General features: G+C 29.4%; 19 protein-coding genes and 1 other annotated feature. Of the genes, 15 read left to right on the forward strand and 4 right to left on the reverse strand.

Features of this window, described 5'->3' with window-relative positions; translation table 11 throughout:
• Positions 1–34 precede the first annotated feature (34 nt).
• From ACVHXK_RS06355 to ACVHXK_RS06380, 6 genes are all read left to right on the forward strand, one after another.
• Positions 35–1,330, forward strand: a complete 1,296-nt coding sequence (locus tag ACVHXK_RS06355) for a hypothetical protein (protein ID WP_461205532.1) — start codon at positions 35–37, stop codon at positions 1,328–1,330.
• Complete coding sequence (locus tag ACVHXK_RS06360; RefSeq protein WP_461205533.1) at positions 1,302–1,937, forward strand: hypothetical protein; 636 nt, start codon at positions 1,302–1,304, stop codon at positions 1,935–1,937. Before ACVHXK_RS06355 ends, ACVHXK_RS06360 begins: the two co-directional genes overlap by 29 nt.
• Positions 1,934–2,821: an ATP-grasp domain-containing protein gene (locus ACVHXK_RS06365; protein WP_461205534.1), complete on the forward strand. Its 888-nt coding sequence runs from the start codon at positions 1,934–1,936 to the stop codon at positions 2,819–2,821. Before ACVHXK_RS06360 ends, ACVHXK_RS06365 begins: the two co-directional genes overlap by 4 nt.
• Positions 2,818–3,597, forward strand: a complete 780-nt coding sequence (locus ACVHXK_RS06370; RefSeq protein ID WP_461205535.1) for an ATP-grasp domain-containing protein — start codon at positions 2,818–2,820, stop codon at positions 3,595–3,597. Before ACVHXK_RS06365 ends, ACVHXK_RS06370 begins: the two co-directional genes overlap by 4 nt.
• A 42-nt stretch (positions 3,598–3,639) precedes the next feature.
• Positions 3,640–3,861, forward strand: a binding site (T-box leader).
• A gap of 48 nt (positions 3,862–3,909) precedes the next feature.
• A complete protein-coding gene (locus tag ACVHXK_RS06375) occupies positions 3,910–6,546 on the forward strand; it encodes a valine--tRNA ligase (protein WP_461205536.1) in 2,637 nt (878 codons plus the stop codon).
• 239 nt (positions 6,547–6,785) lie between these two features.
• Positions 6,786–8,075 (forward strand): bifunctional folylpolyglutamate synthase/dihydrofolate synthase, encoded by a 1,290-nt coding sequence (locus ACVHXK_RS06380; RefSeq protein ID WP_461205537.1) that lies wholly within the window; start codon positions 6,786–6,788, stop codon positions 8,073–8,075.
• A gap of 251 nt (positions 8,076–8,326) precedes the next feature.
• Here the strand turns inward: ACVHXK_RS06380 and ACVHXK_RS06385 are convergent, their stop codons facing one another.
• Complete coding sequence (locus ACVHXK_RS06385; RefSeq protein WP_461205538.1) at positions 8,327–8,566, reverse strand: TIGR03905 family TSCPD domain-containing protein; 240 nt, start codon at positions 8,564–8,566, stop codon at positions 8,327–8,329.
• 145 nt (positions 8,567–8,711) lie between these two features.
• Between ACVHXK_RS06385 and ACVHXK_RS06390 the strand changes: the two genes are divergently transcribed.
• Positions 8,712–9,605: a YncE family protein gene (locus ACVHXK_RS06390; RefSeq protein ID WP_461205539.1), complete on the forward strand. Its 894-nt coding sequence runs from the start codon at positions 8,712–8,714 to the stop codon at positions 9,603–9,605.
• Here the strand turns inward: ACVHXK_RS06390 and ACVHXK_RS06395 are convergent.
• Positions 9,592–10,119 (reverse strand): DUF4364 family protein, encoded by a 528-nt coding sequence (locus ACVHXK_RS06395; protein WP_461205540.1) that lies wholly within the window; start codon positions 10,117–10,119, stop codon positions 9,592–9,594. The two genes, ACVHXK_RS06390 and ACVHXK_RS06395, sit on opposite strands and share 14 nt — an antisense overlap.
• A gap of 79 nt (positions 10,120–10,198) precedes the next feature.
• Complete coding sequence (locus tag ACVHXK_RS06400) at positions 10,199–10,432, reverse strand: small, acid-soluble spore protein, alpha/beta type (protein WP_461205541.1); 234 nt, start codon at positions 10,430–10,432, stop codon at positions 10,199–10,201.
• Between the two features lie 182 nt (positions 10,433–10,614).
• Here ACVHXK_RS06400 and pdaB point away from each other — a divergent pair, with 182 nt between their 5' ends.
• Together pdaB and ACVHXK_RS06410 are read left to right on the forward strand one after the other, a co-directional pair.
• On the forward strand, positions 10,615–11,376 hold the full coding sequence (pdaB, locus tag ACVHXK_RS06405; RefSeq protein WP_461205542.1) for a polysaccharide deacetylase family sporulation protein PdaB: 762 nt from the start codon (positions 10,615–10,617) through the stop codon (positions 11,374–11,376).
• Between the two features lie 190 nt (positions 11,377–11,566).
• Entirely contained in the window at positions 11,567–12,244 is a 678-nt protein-coding gene (locus ACVHXK_RS06410) for a single-stranded DNA-binding protein (protein ID WP_461205543.1), read from the forward strand.
• A gap of 101 nt (positions 12,245–12,345) precedes the next feature.
• Here ACVHXK_RS06410 and dapD read toward each other — a convergent pair whose 3' ends face one another.
• Positions 12,346–13,056, reverse strand: coding sequence for a 2,3,4,5-tetrahydropyridine-2,6-dicarboxylate N-acetyltransferase (dapD, locus tag ACVHXK_RS06415; RefSeq protein WP_461205544.1), 711 nt, complete (start codon positions 13,054–13,056; stop codon positions 12,346–12,348).
• A 183-nt stretch (positions 13,057–13,239) separates the two neighbouring features.
• On the opposite strand from dapD, the gene ACVHXK_RS06420 reads away from it, so the two are divergent.
• The 6 genes from ACVHXK_RS06420 to ACVHXK_RS06445 all read left to right on the forward strand — a co-directional run bounded on the left by ACVHXK_RS06420 (position 13,240) and on the right by ACVHXK_RS06445 (position 21,149).
• On the forward strand, positions 13,240–14,403 hold the full coding sequence (locus ACVHXK_RS06420; protein ID WP_461205545.1) for a pyridoxal phosphate-dependent aminotransferase: 1,164 nt from the start codon (positions 13,240–13,242) through the stop codon (positions 14,401–14,403).
• Between the two features lie 842 nt (positions 14,404–15,245).
• Positions 15,246–16,166 (forward strand): ABC transporter permease, encoded by a 921-nt coding sequence (locus tag ACVHXK_RS06425; protein WP_461205546.1) that lies wholly within the window; start codon positions 15,246–15,248, stop codon positions 16,164–16,166.
• Between the two features lie 12 nt (positions 16,167–16,178).
• Positions 16,179–17,366, forward strand: a complete 1,188-nt coding sequence (locus tag ACVHXK_RS06430) for an ABC transporter permease (RefSeq protein ID WP_461205547.1) — start codon at positions 16,179–16,181, stop codon at positions 17,364–17,366.
• A 17-nt stretch (positions 17,367–17,383) separates the two neighbouring features.
• Entirely contained in the window at positions 17,384–18,394 is a 1,011-nt protein-coding gene (locus ACVHXK_RS06435) for an ABC transporter ATP-binding protein (protein ID WP_461205548.1), read from the forward strand.
• Between the two features lies 1 nt (position 18,395).
• Positions 18,396–19,388, forward strand: coding sequence for an ABC transporter ATP-binding protein (locus tag ACVHXK_RS06440; RefSeq protein ID WP_461205549.1), 993 nt, complete (start codon positions 18,396–18,398; stop codon positions 19,386–19,388).
• A 105-nt stretch (positions 19,389–19,493) separates the two neighbouring features.
• Positions 19,494–21,149, forward strand: a complete 1,656-nt coding sequence (locus tag ACVHXK_RS06445) for a peptide ABC transporter substrate-binding protein (protein ID WP_461205550.1) — start codon at positions 19,494–19,496, stop codon at positions 21,147–21,149.
• The last annotated feature ends 154 nt before the right edge of the window (positions 21,150–21,303 follow it).

The raw sequence follows: 21,303 nt of genomic DNA on the forward strand, positions 1-21,303 counted from the left end.
AAATTTAATTATTTGAATACAATGGGGTGGTATTGTGGAACTAGATATAACTAAGGTATCGTTTTCTAAAAATAAAAATTATACAATGAAAAATGAAATTACTTTCAATCTCAATTTATTTGAAAATATGATATTTGATGAAAATGAGATGGTTGAATTAGTAACTAATAACTGTAAAAAAATATGTATTATAACATATAAAAGGTATGATACTGAAAAAACTGCGTATTTATCCCGATCTTTAAAAAAATATATTGACGGGGATAAAGTAACTATATCTAGAATACCTCATGTTAATTTGAATAAATATTATACTTCAAAAATTGAAAATATTAAAGATGAAGTAGTTGAAATATCAAAAGACATAATAGATAATATTAAGGATGGGAAAAATTTAAATGGTGTAATTTTTTTAAATAAATTAAATGGATATATGTTAAATGTTCCTATAAACAAAATTCAAGTAAATGTTAAAACAAATAATAAGGTTAGATTAAGTATTAAACATCGTAGATTACTTGATATAGAATTGCCTACATATATTAATCAAATATATATCGATAAGTATAGTAATATATTAGATAAATATTATAATTCAGAATTCACTAATGTACAATATGATAATTATTATGAAACTGTGCAATGGTTTAAAAATTCAATAAGTGAGCATAATATTGATTCATTTTCTGTTTATCCATTATATGAAACAAAGAAAAAATATAATATAATAGAATCCTTAACGAGTAGAGTGAATAGTACTAAAATTAGTTTGTTGAGTTTTTTTATTGGGCAGAGACAAATTACATTGAGGGTAATTAGGCCTTATCCAATAGACGAAAGTGAAAATTCTATTAGAGTGTCTCAAACAGCAATGAAATTATTAGGACTTGAAGAAACAGATACTGTAATTATAAGAAATGGGAATAACCAATGTAAAGCAAGGGTGCTTTGCATTGATGAACCTTCAATTATTTTTAATGAAAATAGAATTAAATCAGATGAAGAATTAAGTATATTAGTTGGAATACCATCATATATGAGGATAGAATTAGGATTAGAATATATTAACAGTAATGTTTCTATTGAGAGAGATTTGAGTTATTTTTTTAGGAAGCATTTAAATAAGCAGATTATGACTATTATTGGATTAATGATATCTATTTCAGTACTTCAGAAATTTTCTAATATTATTTTGAGAACAGTTTTAATTTTTGTTCTAGTGATATTATTTATCTATCATTTTCTGAAATACGTGAAAAAATATCAAACAAGTAATTTAAATTATAGGAATGGGAATTGTTATGGGAAAAGAAGATTACAAAACTATTGAAGATTATTTTATAAATGAAGTTGATAATACCTCTGTGGGCCATGTGATTGAAAAAGGAAAAGCTTCTATTATATTGACTTCTCCTCATAGTGTTAGTCATATTCGTGAAGGTATTAACAAAATTGGTGAATACAGAACAGGGTTAATTGTTAAGCAGTTAGGAGAAATGTCTAATTGCCATATAGCCTATAAAACTAGGAATATGAATGATGATGCTAATTATGATCAAGAATCTATTTTTAAAAAAGACTTAGTAAGGTATATAAAGACAAATAATATAAAATTATTAATAGACTTCCATTTGTCAAAACCAAATAGAAAATTCAGTATAGACATTGGAACAGGAAAAAAAGCAAATATAGAAAATCGAGAAGATATATTAAATATTTTTATTAAAGAGTTTAGTAAGGTTTATAAGGCTGTAAAAGTAGACAATACTTTTACAGCTTCATTCCCTTATACTGTTTCCGCAACTGTATCTAGAGAATTAAATATTGCAGCATTTCAAATAGAAATAAATTGGGAAATAGTAGATGATTATAATAAAACTGAATTTTTTATTATAAATTTATTAAAAATTCTAGAGAAATTGGAAGGGTTACTATGAATGGTTGGATAATTTATAATGGAACATTAAAAATTACAAAAATACAAGCATTGGTTTTTAAGTTTTCAAAAATAGCAAAGGAAAAAGGTATTAACTTTTATACAGTTAAAAATAATGAGCTGATACCATTTTATAATTCACTTGGAGAGGCACAATTAAAGTCCTTAGTTAAATTAGAAGAGCCTGATTTTATAGTTTTTTGGGATAAAGATATTTTTTTGGCTAGACATTTAGAATTGATGGGATATAAACTATTTAATACTAGAGAAGCTATAGAAATATGTGATAATAAAGCTTTAATGCAACTATATTTATCTAAAACAGGAATAAGAGTACCTAAAACTATTGTTGCTCCTTTTGTTTTTAATCAGCAAGAATTAAAAGATGATTATTTCAATATGGTACATAATATTTTAGGTGATAAATTTGTACTAAAGGAGTCCTTTGGTTCTTTTGGTATGCAAGTTTATAAATTAGAAGGAATAGAGGCTCTTAAGGATAAAATTAATGAAATTGAGAATAGTGATTTTATTATTCAAGAATATATTGAGAGTTCTTATGGAAAAGATATTAGAGTGAATATTGTTGGAGATAAAATTATAGGTGCAATGGAAAGAAAAAATCCGTTTGATTTTAGAGCAAACATTACAGCCGGTGGTAAGGGTGAGTTGATTCAATTGAATAAAGAACAAAAGGATATTGCTATGCAGGCACATAAAGCTTTGAACTTAGATTTTAGTGGAGTTGATTTGCTTTATGGCGAAAATAATGAGCCTATATTATGTGAAGTTAATTCTAATGTAAATTTTTTGAGTTTCGAAGATATTTCACAAGTAGATTTCAGTAATATTCTTCTTGATTATATTTTGGGCAGAATAAGATGATAGGTTTATTGATATATAACAAAATTGATTATAAAAAAAATGAAGATTATGTAAAATGGCTCAAGAATATATCTTTAAAAAATAATATAGATTTAAAGTTAATAATAAAAGAAACTTATTTGGTTGAAGGATTACCACACTTTAAAGAAGTTGACTTTGTTATAAATAGAACAAGGAGCTATGAAATTAGTCTTATTTTTGAAATGAATGATATTAGGGTTTTTAATAATTCAAATATTACTTTATTAGGAAACAATAAGTTGGCAGCCTACAGTTTTGCGAAAAATAAGGGTTATGAATATCCTTCTGTTTTGACCTCGTGGGCTAACAATAAAGGAATTATTTCAAAGCCTAATAATGAACATGGAGGAACTGGAATAGGTTTATTAGAAGAAATTAATATTAGTGATGGATTCTTTAGATTTCAGCAAGAATTTATAAATAATCTCGTTGGGGATATAAGATTTTATATAATAAACAATAAGGTTATTCATGCTGTTTTAAGAACTTCACAAGATAAAATAATTTCTAATTTTACTCAAGGTGGAAATATACAAGTATATAATTATAGTGAAAGTGAAAGGGAATTTGTTGAGAATTTTATAGATGATTTGTCAATAGACTACGCTGGAATAGATTTTTTATTGACTAAAACAGGTAAGTTAATATTTAATGAAATTGAAGATGTCGTGGGAAGCCGAATGCTAAGTTTATTAGGAATTAATAATACTACAGATTTGTTCATTAATCATATAATTAAAACAATTAAACCTTGACACAAAGGAAATTACATATATAATAGAAAATAAATGAATATTGAATAAGCAGAGATGAAGAGGAGTAAAGATAAACACTTATATAGAGATGAAAGTTCGGCGGCTGAAAGACTTTCTATAAGAAATATCTTGAAGGTAGCTTCGGAGTATCTTTACTGAATAAAATAGTAGGTAAAGACGGCAAAGTCGTTAAAATATCGAGAGCTCAAATTTTTATAATTTAATTTGAGAATTAAGGTGGTATCGCGTGCAGTCGTCCTTTTGAGGATGAGGCGCTTTTTTTTTGGTTAAATATGAAACGGAGGGATAAATATGAAAGAAGTAAATATCAGTAAAACTTATGCACCAAAAGAATTTGAAAAGAGAATTTTTACTAAGTGGGAAGAAAAAGGGTATTTCACACCTGAAGTTAATGAAAATAAAAAACCTTATACAATTTTAATGCCACCACCAAATATAACAGGACAATTGCATTTAGGGCATGCACTTGATGGTACTCTTCAAGATTATTTGATAAGAGTTAAGAGAATGCAAGGGTTTGAAACTTTATGGTTACCAGGTGAGGACCATGCTAGCATAGCTACTGAAGTAAAGGTTGAAAAGCAATTACTCGACCAAGGAATCAATAAAAAAGACTTAGGGAGAGACGGATTTTTAGAAAAGGTTTGGGAATGGTCTGATAAATATAAAGAAAGAATTAAAACTCAGTATAAGAGCTTAGGTGTATCAGCAGATTATACAAGAGAAAGATTTACAATGGATGAAAATTTAAGTAAAGCTGTAACTGAAGTTTTTGTGAAATTATATAATGATGGTTTAATTTATAGAGGCAATAGAATTGTTAACTGGTGTCCTAAATGCCAAACTGCTATATCTGATGCAGAAATTGAGCATGAAGAAAAAGAAGGTAACTTCTGGCATGTAAATTATCCAATAAAAGATGAAGATGGATTTATCGAGATAGCTACAACAAGACCAGAGACAATGCTTGGAGATACTGCTGTTGCTGTTAATCCAGAGGATGATAGATATAAACATTTAATAGGCAAGACGTTGATATTACCACTAGTTGGAAGAGAAATTCCTATAGTAGCAGATAATTATGTAGGCATTGATTTTGGAACAGGGGCTGTTAAAATTACTCCAGCACATGATCCTAACGACTACGAGGTAGGAAAGAGACATAATTTAGCTGAAATAAATATTATGAATAAAGATGGTTCTATTGTAGATGGTTATGGAAGATATTCAGGAATGGATAGATACGAAGCAAGAAAAGCTATGGTAGAAGATTTAGATAAACAAGGATTACTTGTAAAAATTAAAAAGCACGACCACAATGTAGGTACTCATGATAGATGTGGTACAGTGATCGAACCTACAACTTCAAAGCAATGGTATGTAAAAATGGAATCTCTTGCAGGGCCAGCCATTGATGTTGTAAAAGAAGGAAAAATCAAATTTGTACCTGAAAGATTCTCAAAAACTTATTTTAATTGGATGGAAAATATTCAAGATTGGTGTATATCAAGACAACTTTGGTGGGGACATAGAATTCCAGTTTGGTATTGTAAGGATTGTGGAGAAATAATTTGTCAAAGTAGTACTCCATGTAAATGCACTAAATGTGGAAGTGAAAATTTGAAACAAGATGAAGATGTATTAGATACTTGGTTTAGTTCAGCTTTATGGCCATTTTCGACTTTAGGTTGGCCTGATAAGACACCTGATTTAGAATATTTTTATCCTACGGATGTACTAGTAACAGGGTATGATATTATATTCTTCTGGGTAGCTAGAATGATTTTTTCATCGCTATACAACATGGGAGAAATTCCTTTCCATACTGTACTGATACACGGTATAGTAAGAGATGATGAAGGAAGAAAAATGTCTAAATCATTAGGTAATGGTGTTGATCCACTAGAAGTAATAGAAAAATACGGTGCCGATGCACTAAGATTTAGCTTGCTTACTGGTAATGCTCCTGGAAATGATATTAGATATTATGAGGAAAGGGTAGAATCGGCTAGAAACTTTGCAAATAAGATTTGGAATGCTTCTAGATTTGTAATGATGAATCTTGATAAAGACCTTATGGATAAATATGCTGATTGTGAAGACTACACATTGGCAGATAAATGGATTCTTTCTAGAATGAATACTGTAGCTAAAGAAATAGGAGAAAATATAGATAAGTATGAAATAGGAATAGCAACTAGCAAGGTTCATGAATTTATGTGGACAGAATTTTGTGATTGGTATATAGAACTTGCAAAACCAGTGCTTTATGGAGAAAATGAGAAGGCTAAAGGGGTAGCTCTAAATGTATTAAATAGAGTTTTGATGACAGGACTTAAACTTCTTCACCCAGCAATGCCATATATAACAGAAGAGATTTATACTAACCTTCCTAATGCTGAAGAAAGTATATCAACTGCAAAATGGCCTGAATATGATGAAAAATTAAACTCAAATGAATCAGAAGATAAAATGAGTAAAATCATAGAAGCTATAAAATCAATTAGAAATCTTAAAGCAGAAATGAATGTACCACCATCAAGAAAAGCTAAAGTCATATTATATGCAGAAGATAAAAATGCTTTTAAAGAAGGAAGTAAGTATTTTGAAACTTTAGCTTCTGCACAGGAAGTAATCTTAATCAAGTCAAAAGAAGAAGTTCCTGAAAATGTTGTATCAACAGTAACAAAAAGCGCTGAAATATTTATGCCACTATTAGATTTAATTGATGTTGAAAAAGAATTAGAAAGATTAGATAAAGAAAAAGCTAAATTAGAAAAAGAAATAGATAGAGTAGAGAAGAAACTTGCAAATGAGAGATTTATATCAAAAGCACCAGAAGCTGTAGTGAATGAAGAAAAAGCTAAAGGCGAAAAATATAAAGAAATGTATAATGCAGTTTTACAGAGTATTGAAAACCTTAAATAAATAATAAGGCACAGGAAATAATAATGCACAATGCACAATGCACAATGCACAATTAAGGATGAAATTTTTTAGCGGAGCTAAAAAATTTCTAGAATCTAATTAAGTAATTATTAATTAAAAGACTTTGTGGTTTGATTATTTTTAAATTAATTAAAGATTTTCTGACCAAAGGGAAGAAAATAAACCTTAATTGTGCATTGTAAACTGTGCATTGTGCATTGGTTTAAAAGGGGTTTATCATGAATTATATAGAAGCTATGGATTACATAAATTCAAGTGGTAAATTTAATATTAATTTAGGACTACAGAGAGTTGAAAAAATACTTTCAATATTAGGTAATCCACATAAAAAATTAAAGATTGTGCATGTAGGTGGGACAAATGGAAAAGGCTCCGTATGCGCTATGATTGGATCTATATTGATTGAACAAGGCTATAATGTTGGAATGTATATATCGCCATTTTTAGAAGAGATTGAAGAAAGTATTCAGATAAATGCCAATAATATTACTAAAGATGATTTTGTATCTTTGATTGAAGAAGTTAAAATAGCAGCAGATAAAGCAGTGAAAGAAGGCTGTGAAAACCCAACTCAATTTGAACTAGTTACCTGTATTGCTTTTTTATATTTTTATAGGAAAAATGTAGATTATCTTGTACTAGAGGTTGGGCTTGGAGGACGGCTAGATGCTACAAATGTAGTTCATCCTTTAGTTAGTGTTATAACATCTATCAGTTATGATCATACCAATATATTAGGGGATACTATTGAAAAAATAGCTTTTGAAAAAGCAGGAATAATAAAGAAAAATGTACCTACTATAATATATCCATCTTCTTATGAAGCTAGTAAAGTTTTTTGCGAAGTCTGTAGGAAAAACAACTCTAGACTTATAAAAGTTAAAAAGGATAATGTTAAACTTATATCTTCAACATTAAAAGGGCAGAAATTAGAAATAAAAACTTTTGCTAATAGATATAGTATTAATTTATCTTTACTTGGAAAACATCAAATGAAAAATTGTTTAATGGCATTAACGACAATAGATTTACTTAGAAGTTTGAGAATAAAAATAGATGAAGAGGCAATTAATAAAGGGTTAGTGAAGGTTAGGTGGAAAGGAAGATTTGAATTAATAAAAAAAGAACCTTTAGTTATAATTGATGGAGCTCATAATTATGATGGGATAAAGAATTTGATTTCTAGTATAGATGAATATACAAAATATGATAGATTAATCATTATTATTGGAATCCTTGGTGATAAAGATATGCAAAGTGGGATAATGGAGTTAGCCGAAAAAGCCTATAAAATAATCTGTATAACTCCAAATAATGAAAGGGCAAAAAATGGAGAGAGGTTAATGCAAGAAATAATTAAGTATAATGAAAATGTTTCATTTATAAAAGATTACAATGAAGCGTTTTCGGTGGCTTTAAATTCTTGTGGTAAAGATGATTTACTTCTTGTTTGTGGGTCTCTTTATATGATTGGTGATATGAGAAAGATTATAAAAAACTCCCTATGAAAAAATCATAGGGAGATTATTTTTTTTAGCAACAGCATAATCCACAGCCACATAGACCACCAAATCCACAACCGCAGCAACAGATAATTATTATAACTAAAATTATAAATAATATATCATCACAACCACAATAACTTTTTGACATAGAGAGGGCCTCCTTTTCAAAAGAAATAGTAGTGGCGCTTGTCCACATATAATAATATATGAAGGAAGGATTTTTTTAGTGACTATTTTAGTTGTACTATTTTAGATTAAATTGTTTGTTTTAAGGCTAAGGATAATTGGTCAGGGCAAGAAGTGTTTTTTCTTCCACAATGGATTCCTTTAAGCTTCTTAATCACATCTTCAGTTTTCATACCAATGCAAAGATTTGAAAGTCCTTTTAGATTTCCATCGCAGCCACCGATAAATTCGATTTTTTTAACAATCCCATCTACCACTTCAAAATTTATTTTTCTTGAGCATACTCCTTTTGGTATATATGAGTCCATTTGATAGCATCCTTTCTTCATTAAATTATATTATACGGTTTATTTTGCAAACTATATTTTATTATAGATTAAAGACAAAAGAAGGTCAATAAATTATATCCATATAATAAACTCTTTCATAGTATATTTAGTAGGTGGTGATAATGTGGAACTTTTATGTGTGTGTAATCTTTCTTCTGATTCAATTTCTATAATTGATCCTATAAATAGTATAATTAAAAAGACTATTGATTTAAAAAAGTACATTTCTGTGCCGATAGGACCTCATAATATTAGATATAGTAAAGGTTATATTTTTGTAGCTAATAATTATAGCAATAGTTTTTCTGTATATGACCTTAAGAATGAGTGTTTTATTGATGATTATTTTGTGGGAATGCATTGCAATGACCTTGAAATTGTTAATGATAAGGTTTATGCAATATGTGGTGAAAGCAATTATGTAATAGTATTTGATTTGCTTAAGAATAAAATTATTGAAGAAATTCCTTGTGGCAATGGACCACATAATATTGCTTATGATAAAAGAACAGGTTTGCTTGCAGTATCAAACTTTTTGAATAATACAATAACATTAATTGATTCAAATAATCACAACGATGTGAAAAATATAGTGGTTGGATTATACCCTACAAAAGTTGATTTTTATGGGAACTCTAATAATTTAATAGTATGTGAAAGTTATCTAGGAAAGAATAGATCGGGTAAATTAAGAATTATTCCAATAAGAAACATATTAGATTTCTCAGAAATTGAAGTTGGAAAATCTCCAGTAGACTTTTTTATAAGAAAAGAAGAATGTTTTGTATCGAATTTTACAGAGGGTAATATTACTTATGTTGAATTAAATAGATTAAAAATTAAAAAAACAATTAGAGTTGGAGGTATGCCAAGAGGGATTGTTTGTCATCGCAATTGTTTATTTGTTGGTGATAATTATAGATATAATATTATTAAAATAAATATTGAAACAAGTAAAAAGAAAATCATACATATTGGAAAAGAACCAACAGGTATGATATTAATTAATCTTCAATAAGAACTTTAAGTAATTTATTGTATAATTCAGAAGAGTTTGCTTTCCATTTTGAACATAACTCTTTGGCTTGAGAATTACTTGCTACATTAACTTTTAAATCTAACAAAATAGATTTATTTTCAGTTGCTTTTAAATTTACAATATAATTATTTCCTTCGATAGTGTAATCAGCGGTTATAGTTATTTCTTTTTTTATTAAATCAAGATTTTGTTTTAAATATTGTTTTATAATATTTAATTTTAAAGGTGATATTCTATTAAAAAAGAGGGTTAGAACTTGTTCACCTTGATTAGTAATAACTAATCTTTGTTTACCATCTAATTCTATGTAGTCAACAAACTTTGCTGAACATAATTCGCTAATGAATTGCTGCAGTGTAAAATAGTCTGTGAAATTATTTTTTAATACTATTTCTGTTAATGAATTATTAGAAATTGGAAGATTAATTTCCTTTAAAATATATAGCACTAAAAGCTTATTCTCTGCTAATTCGGAGGTTCTATTATTAAGCATTATTTTAAACTCCTTATCGTATTCTTAAAATATATTATAACATAAAAAGCACCGATTGAAATCGGTGCTAAAAATTTTTTTATGCTTTTTTCCCATTAAGTATTTCTTTTTCGGCTAATTTAACAAGTCTTTTTGTCATTGTACCACCGACTCTTCCACAATTTTTGGAGCTCACATCTCCCCAATAATCTTCTGAGCCTTGATGTACGCCTAAAGCATACTCTTCTGCTATTTCGTATTTCATATCATCTAATAATTTGTGAACTTCTGGGACAACTTGAGTTCTTCCACTTCCAGATGAACCTAATGCCATAAATAACTCCTCCTCTATGCTGTTAGTATAATGATAGTTTGTCTTGAAAAAAAATTAATATGTAGTATTATTTCAGGTAATAAAACTATAAAGCAACAATATAGGTTTATTATTGAAAGGAAGTAATAATAATTAACTAATTTTTATATATTTTAATAAGAAATAATTATAGGGAGTTAATGATGAAAAAAATTAATAAAGCGAAAAGTTTCATTTTGGTAGGAGTTTCTATAGTACTAATTCTAGTACTAGCTGTTTCTTTAAATCTTAAAACAAAAGGGGTTTTTTTTAATACCGATAAAAAGTTGCCTATTTATTGTGTTGATACCGAGGATAAAAAAGTTGCAATTTCATTTGATGCAAGTTGGGGTGCAAATAATACAGAAAATATTTTAAATATTCTAGATGAATATGATGCTAAAGCTACTTTTTTTCTGGTTGGGAGATGGATAGATGAATTTCCAGAAGAAACTAAAGATATATTTAATAGAGGTCATGAAATTGGTAATCACTCAAATACTCATCCTGATTTCGTGAATATATCTTCTGAACAAATAGTAAAAGAAATAAATGAAACAGATGATAAATTAATGGAGGTGGTAGGTGAAAAAACTAAGCTTTTTCGATTTCCAAGTGGGTCATATAATAATAGAACAGTAGAAGCTGTTGAAAGTACAGGACATAATTGTATACAGTGGGATGTTGATAGCATAGATTGGATGGAACAGGGAGCTAGTATTGAATATGATAGAGTGATGAAAAAAGTTAAACCAGGGTCTATAGTATTATTTCACAATGCCGCTAAATATACACCAGAAAACTTACCTAAAATTTTGAGCGAGTTTAAGGAGCAAGGATATGAATTTGTTACAATATCTGAATTAATATATGAAAATAACTATTATATAGACTATTCTGGTAAACAAATCAAAAAAAATGATTAAATGGTATTGATATTTGGAACAGTTTGTATTATAATCAATATGTAAATTAATGGTAATGAAATTAGATTTTTACTTTATTATTTCTAATTTTTAGTATTCAAAACAGAATTAAGGAATATTTATTTCGAAATTTGAATATTAATATCTTTGTAGATAAGAATTTTAAAAACTAAAGGAGAGATGGGTTATTATGAATAATATGATGTACAATAACAAAATTTATCTAGAAGGTAGAATTGTTAGTGAACTAAAATTTTCACATCAAATGTTTGGAGAGGGATTTTATAATTTCGATATTAAGGTACCAAGATTAAGTGAACATAACGATTTGCTACCAATCACTATTTCAGAGAGACTTCTTACTGATTTTGATTTTAGTATTGATAGGGATATTATAGTCGAAGGCCAATTGAGATCTTATAATAAATATATTGATGGTGCTAATAGACTAATTTTAACTGTATTTGCTAGAGATATACAACCTTTGCTTGAAAAAAGTAAAAATCCTAATCAAATATTTTTAAATGGTTTTGTTTGTAAAGAACCAATTTATAGAGTTACGCCTTTTGGAAGAGAAATAGCAGATATATTATTAGCTGTTAACAGAGCTTATAATAAATCTGATTATATACCGACAATATCATGGGGCAGAAATTCTAGATTCTGTAAAAATTTAGAAGTTGGGGATAATATAAGAATATGGGGAAGACTACAAAGTAGGGAATACCAGAAAAAAATAAATGAAGATAATGTTACAACTAAGATAGCATATGAGGTATCAATTTCTAAACTTGAGAGAGAAGAAGAAGATACATTAAGTGATGACAGTGTTGAAAATGGTGAAGATATTAATAAAGAGTGTATTTAGGATGAGTTTAAAAATATTAGACAACTAGATAAAATTAAAAGGTAATTAATATAAAATAAAAAACTCACGACATACCTAAAAGAAAGGTTGTCGTGAGTTTTTTATTTTCTTAAATCATCTAGTATTTGCGTCTTATCTTTTGTTTTGTCATCAACTTTTTTAATTAGTTTTGCAGGCGTTCCAGCAACTACTACATTATCAGGAACATCTTCAACAACAACAGAACCAGCAGCTACAACAGAATTGTTACCTATTTTAACTCCTTCTAAGATAACTGCATTTGCTCCAACTAGAGCATTATCTCCTATCTCACATGGAGACTTGCTAGGTGGTTCTAATACGCCAGCTACAACGGCGCCTGCTCCGATATGAGAGTGTTTTCCAACTTTTGCTCTTGCACCTAAAACGGCATTCATATCAATCATAGTTTCTTCGCCAATTTCACAACCTATATTAATTACGGCACCCATCATAATGACAGCATTTTTCCCGATAGCTACTTTGTCTCTTATAATGCAACCAGGTTCAATTCTTGCATCAATATTTTTAATATCTAACATAGGGATTGCTGAATTTCTTCTGTCAACTTCAACTCTAGAACTTTGGATTTTATCCTGATTATCTTCAATGAATTTTACTATTTCACTGTTTTCCCCAAATAGTATGTAGAAATTATTATCTCCGAAAACATCTATGTTTCCAAAAGCACATCCATTTAAGGTACCTTTTACATAGGCTTTTGCTGGAGTTGTTTTTGTTACTTCTTTTATGTATCTAGCAATTTCGTATGGATCAGTTAAATCGTATTGCATTTAAATACCTCCTTTAATGTTGTATAGACTTATTATAGATTATATTATTGGTAAACAAAAGACATTTTATTCCAAAATATAAAATTCTTTATTAAATTTGTTGCGTTTTTAGTAAAAAATTTTGCATTTAGCAAAAAGTTGTTGTAAAATTTATGAAAGAATAAAGATAGTTGGAGGTTTATTATGGATAAGTTTATTGCAGAAAGGGTTAAAGAGGTAGAAATTTCAGGTATACGTAAATTTTTTAATAAAGTATCAAAGGTTGAAGGAGCAATATCATTAACTTTAGGACAGCCAGATTTTTCGGTGCCAGAAAAAATTAAAGAAGCACTTGTAAAAGCTATTGAAGAAGATAGAACAACATATACACCAAATGCAGGTATTGAAGAATTAAGAGAAGAGATTTCATTGTTTTTACAAAACCAGTTTAATATAAATTATGGCAAGGAAGAAATCTGTGTTACAGTTGGTGGGAGTGAAGCTTTATTTTCTACATTTAAAACTATCATTAATTATGGGGATAAAGTTCTTATACCTACACCAGCGTATCCTGCTTATGAAAGTTGTGTTACTTTGTGTGGAGGAGAATGTGTAAATTATCATTTAAATGAAGATTTTAGTATTGATATTGAAAATTTGAGAAAACAAATAGAAGATGAAAAGATTAAAGCTATTGTGCTGTCTTTTCCTTCAAATCCAACAGGAGCAACTCTATCAAAGCAAGATTTAGAACAGTTAACCCAAGTTTTATTAGAAAAAGATATAGTAATTATTTCTGATGAAATATATAGTTCCCTTTGTTTTGAAGATGTGTATTATTCGCCAGCACAAGTTGAAGAACTAAGAGAAAGGGTTATATTAATTAGTGGCTTTTCAAAAATGTTTTCTATGACTGGACTGAGACTTGGGTATGTATGTGCTTCTAAGGATATTATTTCTGAAATAACCAAGGTTCATTTATATAATGTTTCCTGTGCGACTTCCGTAGTTCAGTATGGTGTGCTTGAAGGATTAAAAAATTCCTTAAATGAAGTATTTATAATGAAGGAAAAATTTATAGAAAGAAGAGATTATGTATATAATAGATTAAAAAACATAGGATTTGATGTATATATGCCAAAGGGAGCATTTTATATATTTCCTTCAATAAAACAATTTGGAATATCATCTGAAGAGTTTTGCGAAAGACTACTTAAGGAGAAAAAAGTAGCTATTGTACCAGGTAAAGCTTTTGGAATAGGAGGAGAAGGATATATAAGAATTTCATATTGTTATGGTGATGAGCAGTTAGAAAAAGCTTTAAGTGAACTAGAAAGTTTTGTGAAATTATTTATAATTGCTGATTAAGTTTGAAAATTATTGTCTGGATGATTGGTATGAAATTTTATGCAATTTTAATGCATAAATTATATATATTTTTTTATCATTAAATTAAAGATTGAACGTTTAAGAAAGATTAAAATAGAATATCAGTTCTGTGTTTTTGATGATATTAATGTTTGGAAAAAATGCAATATGTTGTAATAAAACGGATATATTGAATTGCTTTTTATTATCAAAAACATTTGACAATGAAAAAAAAAGATGGTATTATTTTTATTGTATTTAGAAAAAGTAAGTACAATTAAAAAAACAGAAAAAACATATAGCGATTATTAAAGTAATGGAGTTTTGCGTAACTTAATTTTCATAATACGTACAGAAATCAATAGTGTAGAGGACATATGAACAATGCTATTTAAACTCAATTGAGATAAAATTATTGTAAGTTTTGTTTCAGGATAAGATTTTAGTTTTTCTAAAAGGTTAAAAGCTTTGTTATCGAATATACAACTAAGAGAGAGTTATTGCTGTTGTTATTTTTTTTTGTTCTTATATAGAGTTGAAATGAATTAACTTTTAATTTTTGAGAAATCATTAATTTTCTCTCTTAGAAAATCATAAAAACAACTCAATTATTAATAGAGAAAATAAAATTACCACTGTATTTTTATGTAGTAATTTAAGTATATATTTGTTTTTTTTGAGTTATTTTGCTTACTAATAATAGTTTAAGTTGTAGTAGTGATTGTAATTGTATATTGACTACATACTATATTTAAATTATAATTGAGAAAAAACAAAAAAAGGATGGACTTACTGTTATTTTATTAATAGTAAGTTATTAGAGTGATGGAAAGGAGTTATATATGATTAAGTATACAATTAAAAGATTTATCTCGATGTTTATAACATTGTTTTTTGTAGTTACATTGACTTTTGCTTTAATGCATTCTATTCCAGGAGGGCCTTTTACAAGAGATAAAGCTCTTCAACCAGCGGTATTAGAAGCGCTAAATGAGAAATATCATTTAGATGATCCTTTATGGAAACAATACGTAGATTATTTAAAAGGTGTTGTTACACTAGATTTAGGACCATCATTTCAAAAAATTGGAGTAGAAGTAACTGACATGATTGAAGAAGGATTTCCAGTTTCAGCTAAAGTTGGGGGAACAGCTTGTTTAGTAATAATTATAATTGGTATTCCTTTGGGATTGATATCTGCTCTGAAGCAAAATAAGTGGCAAGATTACTTAGTGACGGTAATAGCGACCTTGGGAATAACTATTCCTAGTTTTGTAATGGCTACAATGATAATTTACATATTTAGTTCGAAACTTGGTTGGCTACCGTCAAATGGATTGACATCATGGAAACATTATATTGGTCCAGTAATAGCTTTAGGTGGATTTTCATTAGCTTTTGTTGCTAGACTAACAAGGTCTAGTATGCTTGAAGTATTGAGACAAGATTATATTATGACTGCACGAGCAAAAGGTCTTAGCGAATTTAAAGTTATAAGTAAGCATGCATTGAAAAATGCTTTGATACCAGTAGTAACATATATTGGACCTATGATTGCGGCAGTATTGACTGGTTCTTTTGTAGTTGAAAGAATATTTGCAATTCCAGGTATGGGTAAGTTGTTTGTTGAAAGCGTAGGTAATAGAGATTACACTGTTATACTTGGTGTTACAATTTTTTATGCTGCTTTTTCTATATTTATGATTTTCCTTGTTGATATTGCATATGGATTAATCGATCCAAGAATTAAACTTAAGGATTAGGGGGGAAATAAAGTGGCTGATATAAAATACGATAGTACTAGATTTACTAAATTAGATAAAAGTGGATTTGATAAAGAAGTTATTTCTAGACCTAGTCTTACTTATTGGCAAGATGCTTGGAGAAGACTAAAAAAGAATGTGTTATCAATGGTTGGATTAATTACAATAATATTGATATTATTGTGTGCAGTTTTTGGACCAAAGTTTTCAGATTTTTCATATTCTGATCAACAGTTAGATTTTGCCAATATCCCACAAAGCTTTACTATTTATAAGATTGGTGATAAGTATGCATATGTACATAAAGAATACAGATTAATAGAAGTCTCAGAAGATGGTGAGCTTCTAGAAAGAGTAGATTCAACTAAAAAAGATATGGTAAATAAGGCTAATACATTTGAGTTTTATGGTAAAGAAGTAGTTATAGATTATTCTTATGCAGCTAAGACAATAGGTACAGATGGTAAAAAATTTGCACTTGAAGTAAATGGGGAAGAAATCGAACCATATAAGAATGTTAGAAATAAAACTTATAAATGGGGTTCAGATAATTTAGGAAGAGATGTAATGGTTAGAGTTTTTTATGGTGGACGAATTTCTCTCCTTATTGCATTTGTTGCTACTTTAGTAAATGCTTTGATTGGGGTAACATATGGTGCTATTTCTGGATTTGAAGGTGGAAGAACAGATAATATAATGATGCGTATTGTTGATTTGATTAATACAATCCCGTTGATGCTTATTGTTATTTTGCTTATGGTGGTAATGGGAGCAGGACTAAAAACTATGATTGTAGCATTAGGTACCGTCTATTGGGTAAGAATGGCTAGATTAGTTAGAGGTCAAGTTTTATCTTTAAAAGAACAGGAATTTGTATTAGCGGCTAGAACGTTAGGTGTATCAAAAACAAAAATAATTTTCAAACATTTGATTCCAAACGCAATGGGACCTATAATAGTTACAATGACAATGCTTATACCTACGGCTATATTTACAGAAGCTTTTTTGAGTTTTGTAGGTTTGGGAATTCCGGCACCGGAAGCATCTTGGGGTACATTAGCTAGTGATGCTTTAACTACGCTTAGAATATATCCATATCAACTTTTGTTCCCATCTTTGGCTATATGTATAACTATTTTTGCATTTAACTTTTTAGGTGATGGACTAAGAGATGCGTTAGATCCGCGTCTACGTAAATAGAAGAGGAGTGATTGGATATGGCTGATAAAATATTAGAATTAAAAGACGTTAAAACCTCTTTCTTTACTCATTTAGGTGAAGTTCAAGCCGTAAGAGGTGTTAGCTTTGATGTTAATCAAGGTGAAACAATAGGTATAGTTGGAGAATCAGGTAGCGGTAAAAGTGTTACTGCTAAATCAATAATGAAACTAATTGGTCATCCAGGCAAAGTAAAAGAAGGTCAAGTATTTTTCAAAGGTGAGAATATTTTAGATAAAAGCAAGAAGGAATTGACTGCAATTAGAGGGAATGAAATTGCAATGATATTTCAAGATCCTATGACTTCATTAAATCCTGTTTTTAAAATTGGAGATCAGATTATAGAAGTTATTATGAAACATCGTAAGCTTAGTAAGAAGGCAGCTAAAAAAGAAGCTATAGAAATGTTGCGACTAGTTGGTATTCCTTCACCAGAAGATAGAATAGATAACTATCCACATGAGTTTAGTGGAGGCATGAGACAACGTGCTATGATAGCGATTGCTTTGTCATGTCAACCGGATTTGTTAATAGCTGATGAGCCTACAACTGCTTTAGATGTAACAATTCAGGCTCAAATATTAGATTTAATGAATAATTTAAGAGAAAAGCTAGGAACTTCAATTATACTGATTACTCATGATTTAGGAGTAGTTGCAGAAACTTGTTCTAGAGTTGTTGTAATGTATGGTGGATTAATAATGGAAGAGGGAACAGCACAGCAAATTTTTAAAAGCCCTAAGAATCCATATACTTTAGGATTGATGAAATCAATTCCTAAAATTACTAAAGGTAAAAGAGAAAGATTGATACCTATAGAGGGTTCTCCACCAGATTTATTAAAACCACCTACAGGATGTCCTTTCTGTGAAAGATGTCCTTATGCAATGGATATTTGCTTAGATGAAAGACCTCCTTACTTTGAAATTGAAAAAGGACATAGGTCTATGTGCTGGTTGCTTCATGAGAATGCACCGGATATGGATACTGTTATAAAAGGAGGACAATAAAATGAGTGATGTTGAAAGTAATAATGAATTTTTAATAGAGGTTAAAGAATTAAAAAAATATTTCGTAAAAAAAGAAGGCTTTTTAGGAAATAAGATTAAATATATAAAGGCAGTAGATGAAGTTAGTTTTGGAATAAAAAAAGGTGAAACTTTTGGTTTAGTTGGGGAATCTGGTTGTGGTAAATCAACTACTGGTAGAACTTTAATTAAATTATATGAGCCAACTGGAGGAAATGTAATTTTTGAAGGAAAAGATATTAGTAAGCTATCTGAGAAAGAAATGTTTCCTTACAGAAAAAAAATGCAAATGATTTTTCAAGACCCATATGCTTCGTTGAATACCCGTATGACAGTAGCAGATATTATTGGAGAAGCTATAGATACGCATCACATTGCTAAAGGAAAAGAAAAACAAGAATACATTTATGAGCTTTTAAATAAAGTTGGTTTAAGTAAAGAACATGCAAGTAGATACCCACATGAATTTAGTGGTGGTCAAAGACAGAGAATAGGTATTGCAAGAGCTTTGGCCGTACAACCAGAATTTATAATATGTGATGAGCCAATATCTGCCCTTGACGTATCAATTCAAGCTCAAGTGGTTAATATGCTTGAAGATTTACAAAATGAACTTGGATTGACTTATTTGTTCATAGCACATGACTTATCAATGGTTAAACATATATCTGATAGAATAGGGGTAATGTATCTTGGTAAAATGGTGGAAGTAACTACCAGTGATGATTTATATGATAATCCTACACATCCATATACGCAAGCTCTATTATCTGCTATTCCTGTACCGGATACGGATTTTACAGGTAGCAAAAAAAGAGTTATACTTGAAGGGGATGTTCCAAGTCCGATAAATCCACCATCTGGCTGTAGATTTAGAACTAGATGTCAGTATTGCATGGATGTTTGCTCAGAAGTAGAACCAGAGCTAAAAAATATTGGTGATGGTCATATGGTTGCGTGTCATTTGACAAAATAGCTCATAAATAAAAATTTTGATTTTGTCAATAATAATAATGATATAAATTGTGAGAAATATAATATAATTAATTACTTGCAATTTAAATATAAAGGGGGAAATAAAATGAAAAAAGTTGTATCGATTTTAACCGCATTATTACTAACTGTTTCTGTTTTAGCTGGTTGTGGTTCAAACAATAGCGAAAACACTAATAATGGAAATGCTAACGCTGCAGATAATGAAGAAACAGCAGTAGCATCAGTATTAAAATGGAATTTAGGATCAGATCCTAAAACTTTGGATCCACAATTAAACTCGGCTTCAGATGGTGGAGATATTTTAACTAACACATTTGAAGGTTTGATGAGAGATGTTAATGGTGAGATTGTTCCTGGTATAGCAGAAAGTTATACAGTATCTGATGATCAATTAGTTTATACTTTCACTTTGAGAGATGCTAAATGGTCAGATGGAGAACCTGTAACTGCTGGTGACTTTGAATTTGGTTGGAAAAGAGGAATGGACCCTGCTACAGCTTCTGAGTATGCATTTATTTTTGAAGCAGCTGCTATAAAAGGTGCTGCAGAATTTAGTGCTGGAGAAGGTAGTGCTGAAGATGTTGGAGTTAAAGCATTAGATGATAAAACTCTTGAAGTTACTTTAGCTTACCCAGCTGAATATTTCTTAGGTTTAACTGGATTCTATACATTTATGCCTGCAAGAGAAGACATGGTTGATGTTGATGGTGTTTGGGCAAAAGATCCTGCTAAAGCAATATCTAATGGTCCTTTCAAATTAACTGAATACAAATCAGGAGATAAAATTGTCTTGAGCAAGAACGAAAACTATTGGAATGCTGATTCTGTAAAAGTTGATACTATAGAAGCTTCAATGATAGTAGAAGCTACAACTTCTTTAACTGCTTACCAAAATGGTGAATTAGATATTTTAGATGATGTTCCAAGTGCTGAAATAGCAAGATTACAAGCAGAAGATCCAACTTTTAGTGTTTTACCAATGGTTGGTACTTATTACTATACTTTTAATCTTGAAAATGTTGAAGTTTTACAAGATGTTAATGTAAGAAAAGCATTAACTTACGCAATTGATAGAAGTGCAATTGTTGAAACAGTAACTAAAGGTGGTCAAATTCCTGCAACTGGTTTTGTACCTGTAGGTCTTTTAGATGCTGATGGAAATGACTTCAATGAAACAGCTGGAGGATATGGAGTTCCTACAGATGATTCTATGTTTGATGAAGCTAAACAATTATTAGCTGATGCTGGATATCCAAATGGAGAAGGTTTCCCTGAGTTAACTCTTTCTTATAACACTTCTGAAGCCCATAAAGCGGTAGCAGAAGCAGTTCAAGAAATGTGGAAAACTAATTTAGGAATAGATGTTAAATTAACTAACTCTGAGTGGGCTGTATTCCAAGATTCAAGACAAACTGGAAACTTTGAGATTGCTAGAGGTGGATGGATTGGTGACTATGCTGACCCATTAACAATGTTAGACTTATTCTTAACAGATTCTTCTCAAAACTATGGTAAATGGAGTAGTGAAGCATTTGATGCAGCAATAGCTGAAACAAGAACTACTACTGGTCAAGATAGATCACAAAAATTCTATGATGCTGAAGAAATCATGATGGCAGAAATGCCAATGGTTCCTATCTACTACTACAGTGATTTAGTAATGGTTAGTGAAAAAGTGCAAGGTTGGATGAAAACAAAAATGGGTCAATTCTACTTTGGTCAAGTTGAAATAGTAGAATAATTCAAAAAAGAGAAGAATCTTAGGATTCTTCTTTTTTTCTTTTGGGTATAGATTTTGCTTAAATAAAATAAAGATTCTCCGAGGAACGAGGAGAATCATCATCAATTGTGCATTGTGCATTGTGCATTAATCTTTTAAATTAATCTTTTGAATT

It is taken from the genome of Clostridium sp. DL1XJH146 (genome assembly GCF_054819755.1).

Coding starts and splice junctions, on each gene's coding strand:
- dapD (WP_461205544.1), bottom strand. CDS start 13,056: ATGCAATACGATTTAACTGATCCATACGAAATTGCTAGATACATAAAA.
- ACVHXK_RS06410 (WP_461205543.1), top strand. CDS start 11,567: ATGAATAATATGATGTACAATAACAAAATTTATCTAGAAGGTAGAATT.
- ACVHXK_RS06445 (WP_461205550.1), top strand. CDS start 19,494: ATGAAAAAAGTTGTATCGATTTTAACCGCATTATTACTAACTGTTTCT.
- ACVHXK_RS06380 (WP_461205537.1), top strand. CDS start 6,786: ATGAATTATATAGAAGCTATGGATTACATAAATTCAAGTGGTAAATTT.
- ACVHXK_RS06420 (WP_461205545.1), top strand. CDS start 13,240: ATGGATAAGTTTATTGCAGAAAGGGTTAAAGAGGTAGAAATTTCAGGT.
- ACVHXK_RS06395 (WP_461205540.1), bottom strand. CDS start 10,119: ATGCTTAATAATAGAACCTCCGAATTAGCAGAGAATAAGCTTTTAGTG.
- ACVHXK_RS06385 (WP_461205538.1), bottom strand. CDS start 8,566: ATGGACTCATATATACCAAAAGGAGTATGCTCAAGAAAAATAAATTTT.
- ACVHXK_RS06425 (WP_461205546.1), top strand. CDS start 15,246: ATGATTAAGTATACAATTAAAAGATTTATCTCGATGTTTATAACATTG.
- ACVHXK_RS06360 (WP_461205533.1), top strand. CDS start 1,302: ATGGGAAAAGAAGATTACAAAACTATTGAAGATTATTTTATAAATGAA.
- ACVHXK_RS06375 (WP_461205536.1), top strand. CDS start 3,910: ATGAAAGAAGTAAATATCAGTAAAACTTATGCACCAAAAGAATTTGAA.
- ACVHXK_RS06400 (WP_461205541.1), bottom strand. CDS start 10,432: ATGGCATTAGGTTCATCTGGAAGTGGAAGAACTCAAGTTGTCCCAGAA.
- ACVHXK_RS06440 (WP_461205549.1), top strand. CDS start 18,396: ATGAGTGATGTTGAAAGTAATAATGAATTTTTAATAGAGGTTAAAGAA.
- pdaB (WP_461205542.1), top strand. CDS start 10,615: ATGAAAAAAATTAATAAAGCGAAAAGTTTCATTTTGGTAGGAGTTTCT.
- ACVHXK_RS06370 (WP_461205535.1), top strand. CDS start 2,818: ATGATAGGTTTATTGATATATAACAAAATTGATTATAAAAAAAATGAA.
- ACVHXK_RS06435 (WP_461205548.1), top strand. CDS start 17,384: ATGGCTGATAAAATATTAGAATTAAAAGACGTTAAAACCTCTTTCTTT.
- ACVHXK_RS06365 (WP_461205534.1), top strand. CDS start 1,934: ATGAATGGTTGGATAATTTATAATGGAACATTAAAAATTACAAAAATA.